At 49.9% G+C, this 13849-nt stretch carries 11 protein-coding genes and 1 riboswitch; of the genes, 2 read left to right on the plus strand and 9 right to left on the minus strand.

The window, feature by feature from the left end:
- Window positions 1-133 precede the first annotated feature (133 nt).
- Window positions 134-991: a glutamate racemase gene (gene murI, locus ACJHYO_RS21160; protein ID WP_001529515.1), complete on the minus strand. Its 858-nt coding sequence runs from the start codon at window positions 989-991 to the stop codon at window positions 134-136.
- Entirely contained in the window at window positions 936-2774 is a 1839-nt protein-coding gene (btuB, locus tag ACJHYO_RS21165; protein WP_000591384.1) for a TonB-dependent vitamin B12 receptor BtuB, read from the minus strand. Before btuB ends, murI begins: the two co-directional genes overlap by 56 nt.
- Window positions 2775-2838: 64 nt before the next feature.
- A riboswitch (cobalamin riboswitch) is annotated at window positions 2839-3029 on the minus strand.
- Window positions 3030-3142: 113 nt separating this feature from the next.
- Here btuB and trmA point away from each other — a divergent pair.
- A complete protein-coding gene (trmA, locus tag ACJHYO_RS21170) occupies window positions 3143-4243 on the plus strand; it encodes a tRNA (uridine(54)-C5)-methyltransferase TrmA (protein ID WP_085455629.1) in 1101 nt (366 codons plus the stop codon).
- Between the two features lie 39 nt (window positions 4244-4282).
- On the opposite strand, the gene ACJHYO_RS21175 is transcribed toward trmA, so the two are convergent.
- The 4 genes from ACJHYO_RS21175 to ACJHYO_RS21190 all read right to left on the minus strand — a co-directional run bounded on the left by ACJHYO_RS21175 (window position 4283) and on the right by ACJHYO_RS21190 (window position 7921).
- Complete coding sequence (locus tag ACJHYO_RS21175; RefSeq protein ID WP_000806411.1) at window positions 4283-4642, minus strand: YijD family membrane protein; 360 nt, start codon at window positions 4640-4642, stop codon at window positions 4283-4285.
- Window positions 4642-5292, minus strand: coding sequence for an HTH-type transcriptional repressor FabR (gene fabR / locus ACJHYO_RS21180; RefSeq protein WP_122083113.1), 651 nt, complete (start codon window positions 5290-5292; stop codon window positions 4642-4644). The genes ACJHYO_RS21175 and fabR overlap by 1 nt, the downstream gene beginning before the upstream one ends.
- Window positions 5293-5395: 103 nt before the next feature.
- Entirely contained in the window at window positions 5396-6712 is a 1317-nt protein-coding gene (locus tag ACJHYO_RS21185; RefSeq protein ID WP_000125464.1) for a citrate-proton symporter, read from the minus strand.
- A 42-nt stretch (window positions 6713-6754) separates the two neighbouring features.
- Window positions 6755-7921: a M20 aminoacylase family protein gene (locus tag ACJHYO_RS21190; protein WP_000569571.1), complete on the minus strand. Its 1167-nt coding sequence runs from the start codon at window positions 7919-7921 to the stop codon at window positions 6755-6757.
- Between the two features lie 329 nt (window positions 7922-8250).
- On the opposite strand from ACJHYO_RS21190, the gene sthA reads away from it, so the two are divergent.
- Window positions 8251-9651, plus strand: a complete 1401-nt coding sequence (gene sthA / locus ACJHYO_RS21195) for a Si-specific NAD(P)(+) transhydrogenase (protein ID WP_001120806.1) — start codon at window positions 8251-8253, stop codon at window positions 9649-9651.
- Here sthA and oxyR read toward each other — a convergent pair.
- The 3 genes from oxyR to manD form a co-directional block, all read right to left on the minus strand.
- Window positions 9634-10551 (minus strand): DNA-binding transcriptional regulator OxyR, encoded by a 918-nt coding sequence (oxyR, locus tag ACJHYO_RS21200; protein WP_001025939.1) that lies wholly within the window; start codon window positions 10549-10551, stop codon window positions 9634-9636. The genes sthA and oxyR overlap by 18 nt on opposite strands.
- A gap of 251 nt (window positions 10552-10802) precedes the next feature.
- Window positions 10803-12086, minus strand: coding sequence for an MFS transporter (locus ACJHYO_RS21205; protein WP_000382186.1), 1284 nt, complete (start codon window positions 12084-12086; stop codon window positions 10803-10805).
- Between the two features lie 66 nt (window positions 12087-12152).
- Window positions 12153-13367 carry a D-mannonate dehydratase ManD gene (manD, locus tag ACJHYO_RS21210; protein ID WP_000691039.1) on the minus strand — a complete coding sequence of 405 codons (1215 nt, stop codon included), beginning with the start codon at window positions 13365-13367 and terminating at the stop codon, window positions 12153-12155.
- Window positions 13368-13849 lie beyond the last annotated feature (482 nt).

Below are 13849 nucleotides of genomic sequence, written 5' to 3' on the forward strand. Positions count from 1 at the left end.
TCAGGAGAACCCCGCTGACCCGGCGGCGTGTTTGCCGTTGTTCCGTGTCAGTGGTGGCGCATTATAGGGAGTTATTCCGGCCTGACAAGAGGAAATTTAAAATAATTTTCTAACCGCGCAACATTCAACCAAATCAATCTAAAACTGCCAGTTTTTCGAGCGTTTCGAAGCCGTAACGCTGTAAAACGGGCAATAATTGTTCAGCTTCTGGCGTCATTGCCATACAAAATGCAATATTCGCATCGGCAGATTTTGCATCCGGGGCTTCATGCTCTAACAACCAGGCCGTTCGGCGAGCAATCGCTGCGCCAGAATCCACCAGCCGGGTTCCCTCTGGCAGCACTTGTAATAGTTCTTCTTGTAGTAGAGGGAAATGGGTGCAACCCAATACAACTGTATCTGGCGGCTCTTTCATTCTTAACCACGGGCGTAGGATACGTTTTAGCGCATCCAGAGAAACATCTTCGCCATGCAGCTTCGCTTCAGCCAACTCAACCATCTCTGCCGAGCCCAGCATTTCTATCTGGCATTCATTAGCGAAACGCGCGATCAGCTCATGAGTATAAGAACGTTTAACAGTTCCGCGGGTTGCCAGTAATCCGACAATGCCATTTGCCGTCAGACGTGCAGCAGGTTTAATCGCCGGCACGACACCAACAACCGGGAAGTCGAACTTTTCGCGTAATGCAGGAAGTGAAACGGTACTGGCGGTGTTGCAAGCGACCACAGCCAGCGCAAGGGGATAACGTTCTTGCACTGCGGTGACAATTTCCACCACTCGCTCAACAATAAACACTTCGCTTTTTTCGCCATACGGGAAAGCGACGTTATCGAAAGCATAAATGTAATGGAGATCCGGCAAGAGATGCCGGATCTCGTCATAGACCGACAACCCACCGACGCCGGAGTCAAACACCAGCACGGTGGGACGTGGTTCAGAAGGTGTAGCTGCCAGACAAGGTATATTCCCGTCCTGCAGTTTGGTAGCCATAGACTGTCTCGTAATCTTTGTCGAACAGGTTGGCTATTTTACCACGAACTGTCAGGTGAGAGGTGACCGGATATGAAAGTCCGATATCCCACACGCTCAGTCCCCCCATTTTCACCTTACGGGTACTGTCATAGTCGTAATCGTATCGTTCACCAATGTACTGATACGTGACATCCCACCCCAACTCGTAAACCTCACCGCTCAACTCATATTTTACCTGCTGTTTTGCACGGCGATAGAGTTGTTGATCAGTTTCATCATCACGGGGGTCTACATACTGCAACGTTAAACGATGATCGATAGGACCAGTTGTGAAATTACCCGTCCATTCCAGGCCCTTAATGGTCGCGGATTTAACGTTAAAATAGGTATTGTTGTTGTAGTCGATCAGGTTCTGAATTTTGTAGCGATAGGTCGACAATCGCCAGTCAACAGGACCTGTCAAGCCTTCTAATCCTGCCTCCCATTGCTTAGATTCTTCTGGTTTCAAGTTAGGGTTAGAAGCAATACCAAACCGCTCTGCGCCAAATTGTTGACCAAGCGAAGGAGCAAGGAAACCAGTTCCATAGGAAAGCGTTACTTTGTAACCATCAACAAACTGCCACCCTGCTGCCGTTTGCCAAGTGCCATGCCAACCTAGCTGGCCATCGTGATCCTCACGACCAGAGGCTTCTAGTGTGATGTTATCAATTTGCTGCTGCCCGGTTAGATAAAGCCCAGTGTTATTACGCTTGTAGTTATCCGTGCCATTAGCGCCAAAAGACATCAGTTTTTCCTGTTTCCAGTCTGCTCCTGCGCTGATAGCACCATGCCCAACAATGACATTGTTACCCCACTGGATGTAACGTTGCTCCATATCATCAAGTGTATAACCTGATGCGTAACGCCCAGTCAGACTGCTGTAGTTGTAGTCCTTAATGCGCTGATAATTTACCACCAGTTGCGAAGAGTAGACTCCCGAATTAAAACGCAATCCAGTATCCCATGACTGTGTGTAATTTTGATGCTCATCATTGCCGCCATCATATCCCCAGTTCCCTTGGTCGTAATCGGCATTACTGGCATAACCGTAGCCACGGAAGTAACCATCAAATTGATCGTTAAATTTGTGCTCAATTCCCCCCCAGAACAGCTTGTTACGATAACCATCGCGATCGCCATCTCCGCTATAACTTGAGTGTGGCTGAACATTGAAACCTTTGGTCGTCTGATAAGCCCCTGCAGCAGTCACCACCGTATCTCCAAAACGCTGGCGGTATGTGCCATCGTACTGTTGGTAGCCTTTCGAACCGATACTGGAGTTAATTTGCGAACGCTCTTTATTCGTCATAGTGATGATGTTGACAACACCACCAATTGCACCAGAGCCATAAACAGCCGAGCGTGGGCCACGAATATATTCAATACGCTGGACCAGCGAGACTGGGATCTGGTCAATGTCTGAGCTATTCGATATACCAGGGCGTGCTACTGGAATTCCATCAACTAACACCAGAACGTGTTTCGATTCGGTTCCCCGGATAAAAAGAGAAGAACTCTGTCCCATGCCGCCATACTGTGCGACATCAACACCAGGTAAGCGGCGCATCACATCCAGAACGGTTCTGGATTGCCAGCGTTCGATATCCTCACGCGTGACAATATCCGTCGGAGCCAGAACAGTATTGATAGGCTGTTGAAAACGGTTAGCAGTAACGACGAGAGTATCCGGGCTGGTATCCTGTGCCCAAGCGGAAAATGCCGTGACGGAACACGCCGTCAGCAGCGAAGCTTTTTTAATCATTGTAAAGCATCCACAATAGAAGAAGGATGCCGCAGGTTTCATCAATATTACGCGATGATGAGAACCAGATGCGACGTTGGCCGGCAGGTCTTCGGGCTTGGAGGGGTATCTAAGATACTAAGAGATGATGACTTCCCACCGGATGGCAGTGTCCGCATAACGCAATCATCGCACCTTTCCTTACCGCTGCGCGTCAGCTCCAGATTCGCACTGGATTCCCTATTAACTCACAGGACCGGCAAGTGGATGCTACAGGTTGTAACAAGTTACTGTCCAGACGTAGCTCACAAATAGGAATTCATCAAGATCTGGACATCTGATGAGCAATCCCTACAATCGCCGCGTACTTTAATTTTTCAGGATACATCATGACCCCCGAACACCTTCCAACAGAACAGTATGAAGCGCAGTTAGCCGAAAAAGTGGTACGTTTGCAAAGTATGATGGCACCGTTTTCTGACCTGGTTCCGGAAGTGTTTCGCTCGCCGGTCAGTCATTATCGGATGCGTGCGGAGTTCCGCATCTGGCACGATGGCGATGACCTGTACCACATCATTTTCGATCAACAAACCAAAAGTCGTATCCGTGTGGATAGCTTCCCCGCCGCCAGTGAACTTATCAACCAGTTGATGACGGCGATGATTGCGGGTGTGCGTAATAATCCCATTCTGCGCCACAAGTTGTTCCAGATTGATTACCTCACTACGCTAAGCAATCAAGCGGTTGTTTCCTTGCTGTACCATAAAAAGCTGGATGATGAGTGGCGTCAGCAGGCGGAAGCCCTGCGCGATGCACTGCGCGCGCAGAATCTGAATGTGCATCTGATTGGTCGGGCAACGAAAACCAAAATCGCGCTGGATCAGGATTACATCGACGAACGTCTGCCGATCGCGGGGAAAGAGATGATCTACCGTCAGGTAGAAAACAGCTTTACCCAACCGAACGCGGCGATGAATATTCAGATGCTGGAATGGGCGCTGGACGTAACCAAAGGCTCAAAAGGCGATTTACTGGAGCTATACTGCGGCAACGGTAACTTTTCATTAGCGCTGGCACGCAATTTTGATCGGGTATTAGCCACCGAAATCGCCAAGCCGTCAGTCGCCGCCGCGCAATACAACATTGCCGCTAACCATATTGATAACGTACAAATTATTCGTATGGCGGCAGAAGAATTTACTCAGGCGATGAATGGTGTGCGCGAGTTTAACCGCCTGCAAGGAATCGACTTAAAGAGTTATCAGTGCGAAACCATTTTTGTCGACCCACCGCGCAGCGGTCTGGACAGTGAAACCGAGAAAATGGTGCAGGCGTATCCACATATTCTGTATATCTCCTGCAATCCGGAAACGTTATGCAAGAATCTGGAAACATTAAGCCAGACGCACAAGGTCGAACGTCTGGCTCTATTTGATCAGTTCCCCTACACGCACCATATGGAGTGCGGCGTATTACTGACCGCGAAGTAAAACCCATGCCGGATGCGCTTGCATCCGGCATGATACCGATTACTCAGCAACTTCCTGCTTACGGTTACGCATCTTCGCGCCAATCCAGAACACCATAATGACGGACAGTACTGCCGGGAAGAAGTTAGAGCCGATATCCGGATATTCCGCACGAACTACCGTGCTGTACAGCAGTACGCCGAGAATAAAACAAGCAGCTGCCAGACCCGGCAAGCCTACCGGCATAGTGCGATTAAGATAACGTTGATGCAGGCAGTAAACTGTCAACACCAGGGAAATAATCGGGAATACAGAAAATGGTACAATGGAGCTAAACAGCGCTGCAAAAGTACCATTGATCGATAAGCCAGCAACCAACGCTAGCAGCAGCGTACCTCTATCTTGATTTGCTTGTTTCATTACTCGTCCTTCACATTTCCCGGAATAATTGTGGTTTTCTCTTGTTCACGGCGATACCAGTAATAAGCCCCTTTCGAAATCATTCGCAGCTGCAGTACCAGTCGCTCTTCTAATTGCCGGCGTTGCTCGACGCCGACATCCAACGCCTCGGCCCCCGCACTGAAGACAATCGTCACCATTGCTTCGGCTTGCGCTTCAGTAAACGCACGCGGCATATGGTTTTCGAGTTCCAGATAGTCCGCAAGTTCCGCAATGAAGTGCTGAATTTCACGCGCAACGGCGGCACGAAACGCAGCGGAGGTGCCGGAGCGTTCCCGCAATAATAACCGGAAGGCGTTAGGATTATTACCGATGAACTCCATAAATGTGGAGACCGAGGTGCGGATCACACTCCCGCCTTTGGCGATACGCTGACGCGCCTGACGCATGAGTTGGCGTAGCATTAAACCGCTCTCATCAACCATGGTCAGACCCAGTTCGTCTACGTCGCGGAAATGCCGATAAAAAGAGGTGGGAGCAATGCCTGCTTCTCGTGCCACTTCACGCAAACTCAGGCTGGCGAAGCTGCGTTCAGCACTTAATTGGCTAAATGCGGCTTCCACCAGCGAACGGCGGGTTTTTTCTTTTTGTTGCGCTCTTACGCCCATCACGATGTCTGAATCCTTGCCAAAAGTACTGCTGGCACTATACCAGAGAATGAACATACTGGATTGCTCCAGTGTTGTGAATGAACGGTAACGCAATAAAACATATTTACTGCAATTCTTTGGCCGGTTCTTTTACGTACAACAACGCCAGCATCGACAGCAACGTGCCTCCCCCCAGATACCACGCCGGAGCCGTCAGACTATCCAGCAACACGATGGATTGCGTGGCGAAATATTGCGCAAAACCGCCAAAGATTGCTACGCCAATGCTATAAACCAGCGCGAAACCTAATGCCCGAATCCGTTTCGGCAACAGTTCAGAGATCAACAACATCACTGGCACACCGCCAAGCGTGGTAAAGCTGACCATCACGAAAACCACCGTCAGCAACATGCCAGGGCTTGGGTAATTCACCAACAGCCAGAATGACGGCCAGCTACAGAGAAGCACCATCACACGGGAGATTAAAATCAGCTTTTTACGCCCAACCGAATCACATAGCATCCCCACCAACAGCGCACCCACAAACGTAATTACCCCCGCCAGTAACATCGCTGCATGAGAATAATGTTGAGGCATCGCCAGATACTTCGCCGCCCAGGTGCCGTAATAAAAGAGGGAGATATAGGTTGCGACCGTGCTACCAATAGCGAGTAAAACGCCATTAACGATAGTCGCCTTATGTTGCAGGAGCAGAGAAAACGCGCTTTCGCTGGTAGCAGCTTTTTTATTGCGCACTGGCTCAGGTACGTCATTTTCCAGGCTCAGACGCAACCAGCAACCGATAGGTGCTAATAACACGCCAATAAAAAACGGCACACGCCAGCCCCATTCTGCCATTACGGTTTCTGAACCTGTGGCGAACGGTAGCCATGCGCTCAGACCTAAAGCAACAACCCCACCGAAGGTCGTTGCCAGCCCTTGGGTCGCCAGTGACCAACTGCTGTAAAAGCCGCGACGATTTGCCGGAGCTGACTCCACCAGTAGCGACATTGAAGCCCCGACTTCACCACCTGCCGCAACGCCCTGAATTAGACGCGCCAGCACCAGCGTTGCAGTTCCCCAATAGCCCGCCGTTTCATACGTCGGTGCGATGCCGATCATCAGCGTACCGAGGCTCATCAGAGCAATAGTGAACACCATCGCCGGTTTACGCCCGAAGCGATCGGCCCAGGCACCAACGATAATCCCACCGAGCGGACGCATAAAAAAGCTCACACCAAACGTTGCAAATGCCAGTAACAGCGCGACGTTATGATCGGCACTGGGTGGGAAGAAAAGCGTACTGATATAGACCACAAAAAAGTTGTAAACGCCAAAATCAAAAAATTCGAGCGCATTGCCAAACGCCGAGGCAAAGATCACCCGCCTGCCGCTGGGCTTTTTCTTCACACTCACGGTTTCATTTACGATCGCCGTCATTCCATGTTCCTTGCCAAAAAGTGTTGTTGTGTGTTGTTTTATTTATTGCAGCCAGGCTTCAACCAGTGCGCCCCAGTAGCTGCTTGCCGGGACCAGGCTTGCATCGTTAAAGTCGTAACCGGGGTTATGCACCATGCAGGAACCTTCCCCGACATCGCCATTACCGAATAACAGGAAACCGCCTTTGGGTTGGGCTTCCAGCATGAAAGAGAAATCTTCACTGCCCATCAGGGGTTTGATGCCAAACTCAGCCCGATCTTCACCAAATGTTTTGCACGCCACCTGCCAGGCGAAGCGCGCCATCTCCTCGTCATTTACTAATACCGGTGTACCGTTAACATGCGTAACCTCAGCCGTAGCGCCAAAGCTGGCAGCCTGGGCTTGTGCAAGAGCAGGAATACGGGTCAGAAGAAGTTGTCGGGTATCGCGGCTAAGAGAGCGGACACTGATTTTCATCTCAGCACTGTCAGGAATGACGTTAGCCGCCTCACCCGCAACAATGCTGCCGACGGTAATTACCGCCGCTTCCAGCGGATCGACATTGCGCGACACAATGCTTTGTAATGCGGTGGTGATATGTGCAGCAACCAGCACTGGATCGATGGCTTTGTGCGGGATCGCACCGTGTCCGCCACAACCACGAACCGTAATATGGAACTGATCCATTGACGCCATCAGCGCCCCAGGCTGGAAGAAAAACTTGCCGACCGGCAAACCCGGCATGTTGTGCATCCCGAAAATGACATCGCAGGGGAAACGATCAAAAAGCCCCTCTTTAACCATGATCTCACCGCCGTTAATCATCTCTTCCGCAGGCTGGAAGATAAGGCGTAACGTGCCGTTAAAACGGCGGGTTTCGGCAAAATAACGCGCAGCCCCCAGCAGTATGGTGGTATGCCCGTCATGCCCGCAGGCGTGCATTAAACCAGGATGTTTACTGGCCCAGGGCTTGCCACTATTTTCATAAATCGGCAACGCATCCATATCCGCCCGCAGGCCAATACTTTTCTCTCCGTCGCCCACTTTTAACGTGGCTACCACGCCGGTTGTCGCCAGCCCTTGCTCAACCTCATAGCCCCACTGGCGCAGCTTTTCCGCAACCAAAGCACTGGTTTTAAATTCTTGTAATCCCAGCTCCGGGTTTTCGTGGATCTGATGGCGGATCTCGCGAAGTTCTTCCTCAAACCCACGAATATAGTGTTCGATCATCGGCTATTCCTTTATTCACTTATAAACAGGCTAATTAACGGATTTTATTGATGGTATAAATACAAATAACTCATCAATATAAAATATTTATATATTTGTTTTATAAGAAGATTTCATAAAGACAATAACAAAAAAGCACGCTTCGGCAAGATAAAACTATCAGCCATAAGAAAAAGCGATTAATAGTGAATAAATAAAATAAGAAGGAGGAAGACAAAGCAAAGGCCGCTCACGATATAGCCAGATAAATGACGGGGATCAATTGGCTTACCCGCGATAAAATGTTACCATTCTGTTGCTTTTATGTATAAGAATAGGTAAGCCCTACCATGCCACATTCCTACGATTACGATGCCATAGTAATAGGTTCCGGCCCCGGCGGCGAAGGCGCTGCGATGGGCCTGGTTAAGCAAGGTGCGCGCGTCGCAGTTATCGAGCGTTATCAAAATGTTGGCGGCGGTTGCACCCACTGGGGCACCATCCCGTCGAAAGCTCTCCGTCACGCCGTCAGCCGCATTATAGAATTCAATCAAAACCCACTATACAGCGACCATTCCCGACTGCTCCGCTCTTCTTTTGCCGATATCCTTAACCATGCCGATAACGTGATTAATCAACAAACGCGCATGCGTCAGGGATTTTACGAACGTAATCACTGTGAAATATTGCAGGGGAACGCTCGCTTTGTTGATGAGCATACGTTGGCGCTGGATTGCCCGGACGGCAGCGTCGAAACACTAACTGCTGAAAAATTTGTTATTGCCTGCGGTTCTCGTCCATATCATCCAACAGATGTTGATTTCACCCATCCACGCATTTATGACAGCGACTCAATTCTTAGCATGCACCACGAACCGCGCCATGTACTTATTTACGGTGCTGGAGTGATCGGCTGTGAATATGCGTCGATCTTCCGCGGTATGGATGTAAAAGTGGATCTGATCAACACCCGCGATCGTCTGCTGGCGTTTCTCGATCAAGAGATGTCAGATTCTCTCTCCTATCACTTCTGGAACAGTGGCGTAGTGATTCGTCACAACGAAGAGTACGAGAAGATCGAAGGCTGTGACGACGGTGTGATCATGCATCTGAAGTCGGGTAAAAAACTGAAAGCTGACTGTCTGCTCTATGCCAACGGTCGCACCGGTAATACCGATTCGCTGGCGTTACAGAACATTGGGCTGGAAACTGACAGTCGCGGACAGCTGAAGGTCAACAGCATGTATCAGACCGCACAGCCGCACGTTTACGCGGTGGGCGACGTGATTGGTTATCCGAGCTTGGCGTCGGCAGCCTATGACCAGGGGCGCATTGCCGCGCAGGCGCTGGTGAAAGGTGAAGCCAACGCACATCTGATTGAAGATATCCCTACCGGCATTTACACCATCCCGGAAATCAGCTCTGTAGGCAAAACCGAACAGCAGCTGACCGCGATGAAAGTGCCATATGAAGTGGGCCGCGCCCAGTTTAAACATCTGGCACGTGCACAAATCGTCGGCATGAACGTGGGCACGCTGAAAATTTTGTTCCATCGGGAAACAAAAGAGATTCTGGGTATTCACTGCTTTGGCGAGCGCGCTGCCGAAATTATTCATATCGGTCAGGCGATTATGGAACAGAAAGGTGGCGGCAACACTATTGAGTACTTCGTCAACACCACCTTTAACTACCCGACGATGGCGGAAGCCTATCGGGTAGCTGCGCTAAATGGCTTAAACCGCCTGTTTTAACACTTTATCGAAATGGCCATCCATTCTTGCGCGGATGGCCTCTGCCAGCTGCTCATAGCGGCTGCGCAGCGGTGAGCCAGGACGATAAACCAGGCCAATAGTGCGGCGTGGTTCCGGCTTAATGCACGGCAGATAAACAACCCCATCGCGTTTGCGTTCCGGCGGCACAGCCAGCGCAGGCAGTAAAGTGATCCCGCTACCTGCCGCCACCATGTTGCGCAGAGTTTCCAGGCTGGTCGCGCGGAAGTGTGTATCTTCATCCGCCCCGGCTTCAAAACAGAAACCCATTGCCTGATCGCGCAAACAGTGACCATCTTCCAGCATCAGCAGTTTTTCCCCTGCCAGATCGGCCATCGGTACGCATTCGCGGTTCGCCCACGGGTGGTCTTCATAGATAGCCAGCAACATTGGCTCATCAAACAACGGCACTTCAATGAATGCTTCGCTCTCTTTCACCAGCGCGAGGATCACGCAATCGAGTTTGCCGCTGTCCAGTTGCGCCAGTAACTGGTGGGTCTGTGCTTCATGCAGATACATTTCCAGCTTTGGAAAGGTCTGGTGCAGCATCGGGATAATATGCGGTAGCAGGTACGGTCCAACCGTGGGAATTAAACCAATATGCAGCGGCCCGGACATCGTCTCGCCCTGCTGGCTTGCCATCTCTTTAAGGACTTTCACCTCACGCAGTACGGTACGCGCCTGATCCACCAGCAGCATTCCCGCCTGGGTGAACAACACTTTACGGCTGGTCCGCTCCAGCAACATCACGCCCAACTCATCTTCCAGCTTACGAATTTGCCCGCTAAGCGTCGGCTGGCTAACGTGGCAGGAATCTGCCGCACGCCGAAAATGGCGGTGTTCGGCCAATGCCACCAGGTACTCAAGATCACGAATATTCATTATCCATCCTCCATTGCCACGATAGTTCGCGGCGATAGGTAGCATAGCAACGAACGATTATCCCTATCAAGCATTCTGACTGATAATTGCTCACAGAAACGGAGCGGCACCTCTTTTAACCCTTGAAGTCACTGCCCGTTTCGAGAGTTTCTCAACTCGAATAACTAAAGCCAACGTGAACTTTTGCGGATCTCCAGGATCCGCTTTTTTTTATTCTACAGGCCCACAGCAAGAGAGCCTGATAGTAACGGTTACTCAATCCGATCTTTGACAATAAAGAAGTAACACAGCGCCCCGGTGAACGTCACACAGGCCGCGATAACCAGCGCCAGATTAAACGAGTGTGTGGTATCCACGACCCAACCGGTTACGATCGGAGCAAAGGAAGCAAAAACAAAACTGCCAAAGTTTTGAATCCCGGCGATGGAAGCCACTTTTGTTTCTGACACCATCACCTGCACCAGCCCCCATGCAGATGTTCCCGCGAAATGCACGCAGAACAGCGCCATTGAGATAAACGCTACCGCCTGGGCTGGCGAGGAAGATTGCACGACCAGCAACGTGCCTAATGCCGACATCATCAAACCGCAGACAATAGCCGTTTTACGCGTCTTCGCCAGGTCATAGCCTTTTTTCGCCAGCCGATCGACAACAATACCGTTAACCCACATCCCGACCGCCGCCGCGAGGAAAGGAATTGCCGCCACCCAACCGGTTTTCGCCAGACTGAAACCTTGTTCGGCCTGCAAATAACCGGGTAACCACGCGATGTAGAGCCAACCGGTATAATTGACGCCAGAGAAACCTAAAATCATCCCCCAGGTTGTCCGATGCTTAAACAGCGCCAGCCACTCGCTAAATTGTAACTGTGGACGCGGTTTAACCGGCGCGGAGAGATATGTCCGTTCTTCCTCGGTCAGGACAAACTGCGCCCGGTTGCGATACCACGCGTACCAACAGATCCCAACCAGAATCCCTGCTACGCCGATGATGACAAACATCGTCCGCCAGCCCCATGCCAGTTGCATCAATACAAGAGCAGGAGGCGCGATAGCCTGACCGATAACGGTAGATGAGTTAAAAATCCCCAGCGCCGTGCCGCGTTCTTTTTGCGCATACCAGTCGGTGATCGACTTTACTCCCGCAGGCATAAATGGCGCTTCGCCAATACCCAGACCGATACGCATTAAAATAAAGTGGCTAAAAGAATTAACCATTCCTGTTAATGCCTGCATTAATGACCAGAATATTAAGCCTGCGCCTAACACTATTCGTGGGCCAAAGCGGTCTAGCAAAATACCGGAAGGAAGTTGTGAAAAACCATAAGACAGAGAAAATGCAGAAAGCAAAACACCAAATTCGGTAGCGGATAATCCTAACTCGCCACGAATCGCTTCACCTGCCACGCTCAATGATGAACGGTCGAGAAAATTAACGATCCCCGCCATAAATAATAAAACCAGGGTCACTGTCTGAATACGACGAATCCGTTGCGGTTTATTACCCGCAACACTGGTTGACACATCAACGTCCATTTTTAGCTCCTTGAGCGGAATTAATCGATTTGATGAATATTCAGAAAATAATTAAGCGAACCGCTATTACCAGTTCCACAATGTGCCATCTTCCAGTCGTGCGACGGGGAGATACGCCGGGTCATACGGATATTTCGCCGCCAGTTTCTCATCGAAAGAAATACCCAGCCCCGGTTCATCGCCTGGGTGCATATAACCTTCATCGAAGCGCCAGCTGTGCGGGAAGACTTCAAGCATTTGTTCGGAATAGCCCATGTACTCCTGAACGCCAAAGTTTGGCACCCAGAGGTCAAAATGCAGCGCCGCCGCATGACAAACAGGCGATAAATCTGAAGGGCCATGCGAACCGGTACGTACCTGATAAAGCGATGCAAAATCGGCAATCCGTCGCATCCCGGTAATGCCGCCTGCATGGGTAATCGTCGTGCGAATATAGTCAATCAGCTGCTCTTCGATTAACTGTTTGCAGTCCCAGATACTGTTAAACACTTCACCGACCGCAATCGGCGTCACGGTATGCTGGCGAATCAGACGAAAACATTCCTGGTTCTCGGCAGGCGTCGGATCTTCCATCCAGAACAGGCGGTAATCCTCAATGCTCCTCCCAAAGCGCGCCGCTTCGATGGGGGTCAGGCGATGGTGCATGTCATGCAACAGATGTTCGTTAAAACCGAACTTATTACGCACCGCTTCAAATAACTTCGGCGTAAAATCGAGATACTTTTCTGAAGACCACAACTGCTCTTCTGGCCACAGGCCTTTGGTTGCTGGTTCATACGCCAGTCCTTTGCCCTTCGCCAGACCATAGGTGGTTTGCATACCCGGTACACCACACTGCACACGAATCGCCTTAAAGCCCATCTGCTGGTGCTTTGCATAGTCTTCAAGGACTTCATCAATCGTCCGCCCGGTGGTGTGGCAATAAACCATCACGCCTTCACGAGAAGCGCCACCAAGCAGTTGATACAATGGCATATTTGCCGCTTTAGCTTTGATATCCCACAACGCCATATCAATGGCAGAAATGGCCGACATCGTGACGGGACCACGTCGCCAGTAAGCTCCTTTATAAAAGAATTGCCAGATATCTTCGATACGGCTGGCATCGCGGCCAATTAATTGAGGACAAAGATGATCTTTCAGATAAGAAGCGACCGACAATTCGCGACCATTTAACGTGGCATCTCCTAATCCACAAAGTCCGCTTTCAGTGGTTATTTTAAGCGTAACGAAATTACGCCCGGGACAAGTAACAAAAACATCCACAGCAATAATTTTCATTATTGCAATCTCCTGTATTGTAAATAGACACTTCAAACTTAATTTTACGCCTACTACCATACAAGAGAGAAAAAGTGATTATTCAACCGTGATCACATTAAAAATAAAAATTTCTACCGAGGAGAAAAAACACCCTCAAAAACCACCTGAATAATTAGCCATCATCGTTAAAACAACACGTTAAATAATCACATAACAAACTCCATTAATCATTAAAAATGAACACAGCAATAGAAATGAATTATATTCAATTAATTAAAGTATGTATTGGCTGATGTATTGAAAATATAATTTTTATGGGGAGAGTGAAGGTAAAGAAGACGCAAGAATAAAAAGGAATGTGACAAATAATGGTTCTGGTTGGGCGTTAAATTTAAGGTCACCAGAATACTGACAAATTTCTGCCTGATGCGGCGTAAACGCCTTATCCGCCTACGAAGTGTCACACTTTGTAGGCGTGGTAAGCTCCCCATTTTCAGGGG

This window comes from Escherichia sp. WS1118 (assembly GCF_046487695.1).
Taxonomy (GTDB): Bacteria; Pseudomonadota; Gammaproteobacteria; order Enterobacterales; family Enterobacteriaceae; genus Escherichia; species Escherichia coli.

Bases quoted from the DNA above. Each gene is read 5' to 3' on its own strand.
- murI (WP_001529515.1), bottom strand. From the start codon at position 991: ATGGCTACCAAACTGCAGGACGGGAATATACCTTGTCTGGCAGCTACA.
- btuB (WP_000591384.1), bottom strand. From the start codon at position 2,774: ATGATTAAAAAAGCTTCGCTGCTGACGGCGTGTTCCGTCACGGCATTT.
- trmA (WP_085455629.1), top strand. From the start codon at position 3,143: ATGACCCCCGAACACCTTCCAACAGAACAGTATGAAGCGCAGTTAGCC.
- ACJHYO_RS21175 (WP_000806411.1), bottom strand. From the start codon at position 4,642: ATGAAACAAGCAAATCAAGATAGAGGTACGCTGCTGCTAGCGTTGGTT.
- ACJHYO_RS21185 (WP_000125464.1), bottom strand. From the start codon at position 6,712: ATGACGGCGATCGTAAATGAAACCGTGAGTGTGAAGAAAAAGCCCAGC.
- ACJHYO_RS21190 (WP_000569571.1), bottom strand. From the start codon at position 7,921: ATGATCGAACACTATATTCGTGGGTTTGAGGAAGAACTTCGCGAGATC.
- sthA (WP_001120806.1), top strand. From the start codon at position 8,251: ATGCCACATTCCTACGATTACGATGCCATAGTAATAGGTTCCGGCCCC.
- oxyR (WP_001025939.1), bottom strand. From the start codon at position 10,551: ATGAATATTCGTGATCTTGAGTACCTGGTGGCATTGGCCGAACACCGC.
- ACJHYO_RS21205 (WP_000382186.1), bottom strand. From the start codon at position 12,086: ATGGACGTTGATGTGTCAACCAGTGTTGCGGGTAATAAACCGCAACGG.
- manD (WP_000691039.1), bottom strand. From the start codon at position 13,367: ATGAAAATTATTGCTGTGGATGTTTTTGTTACTTGTCCCGGGCGTAAT.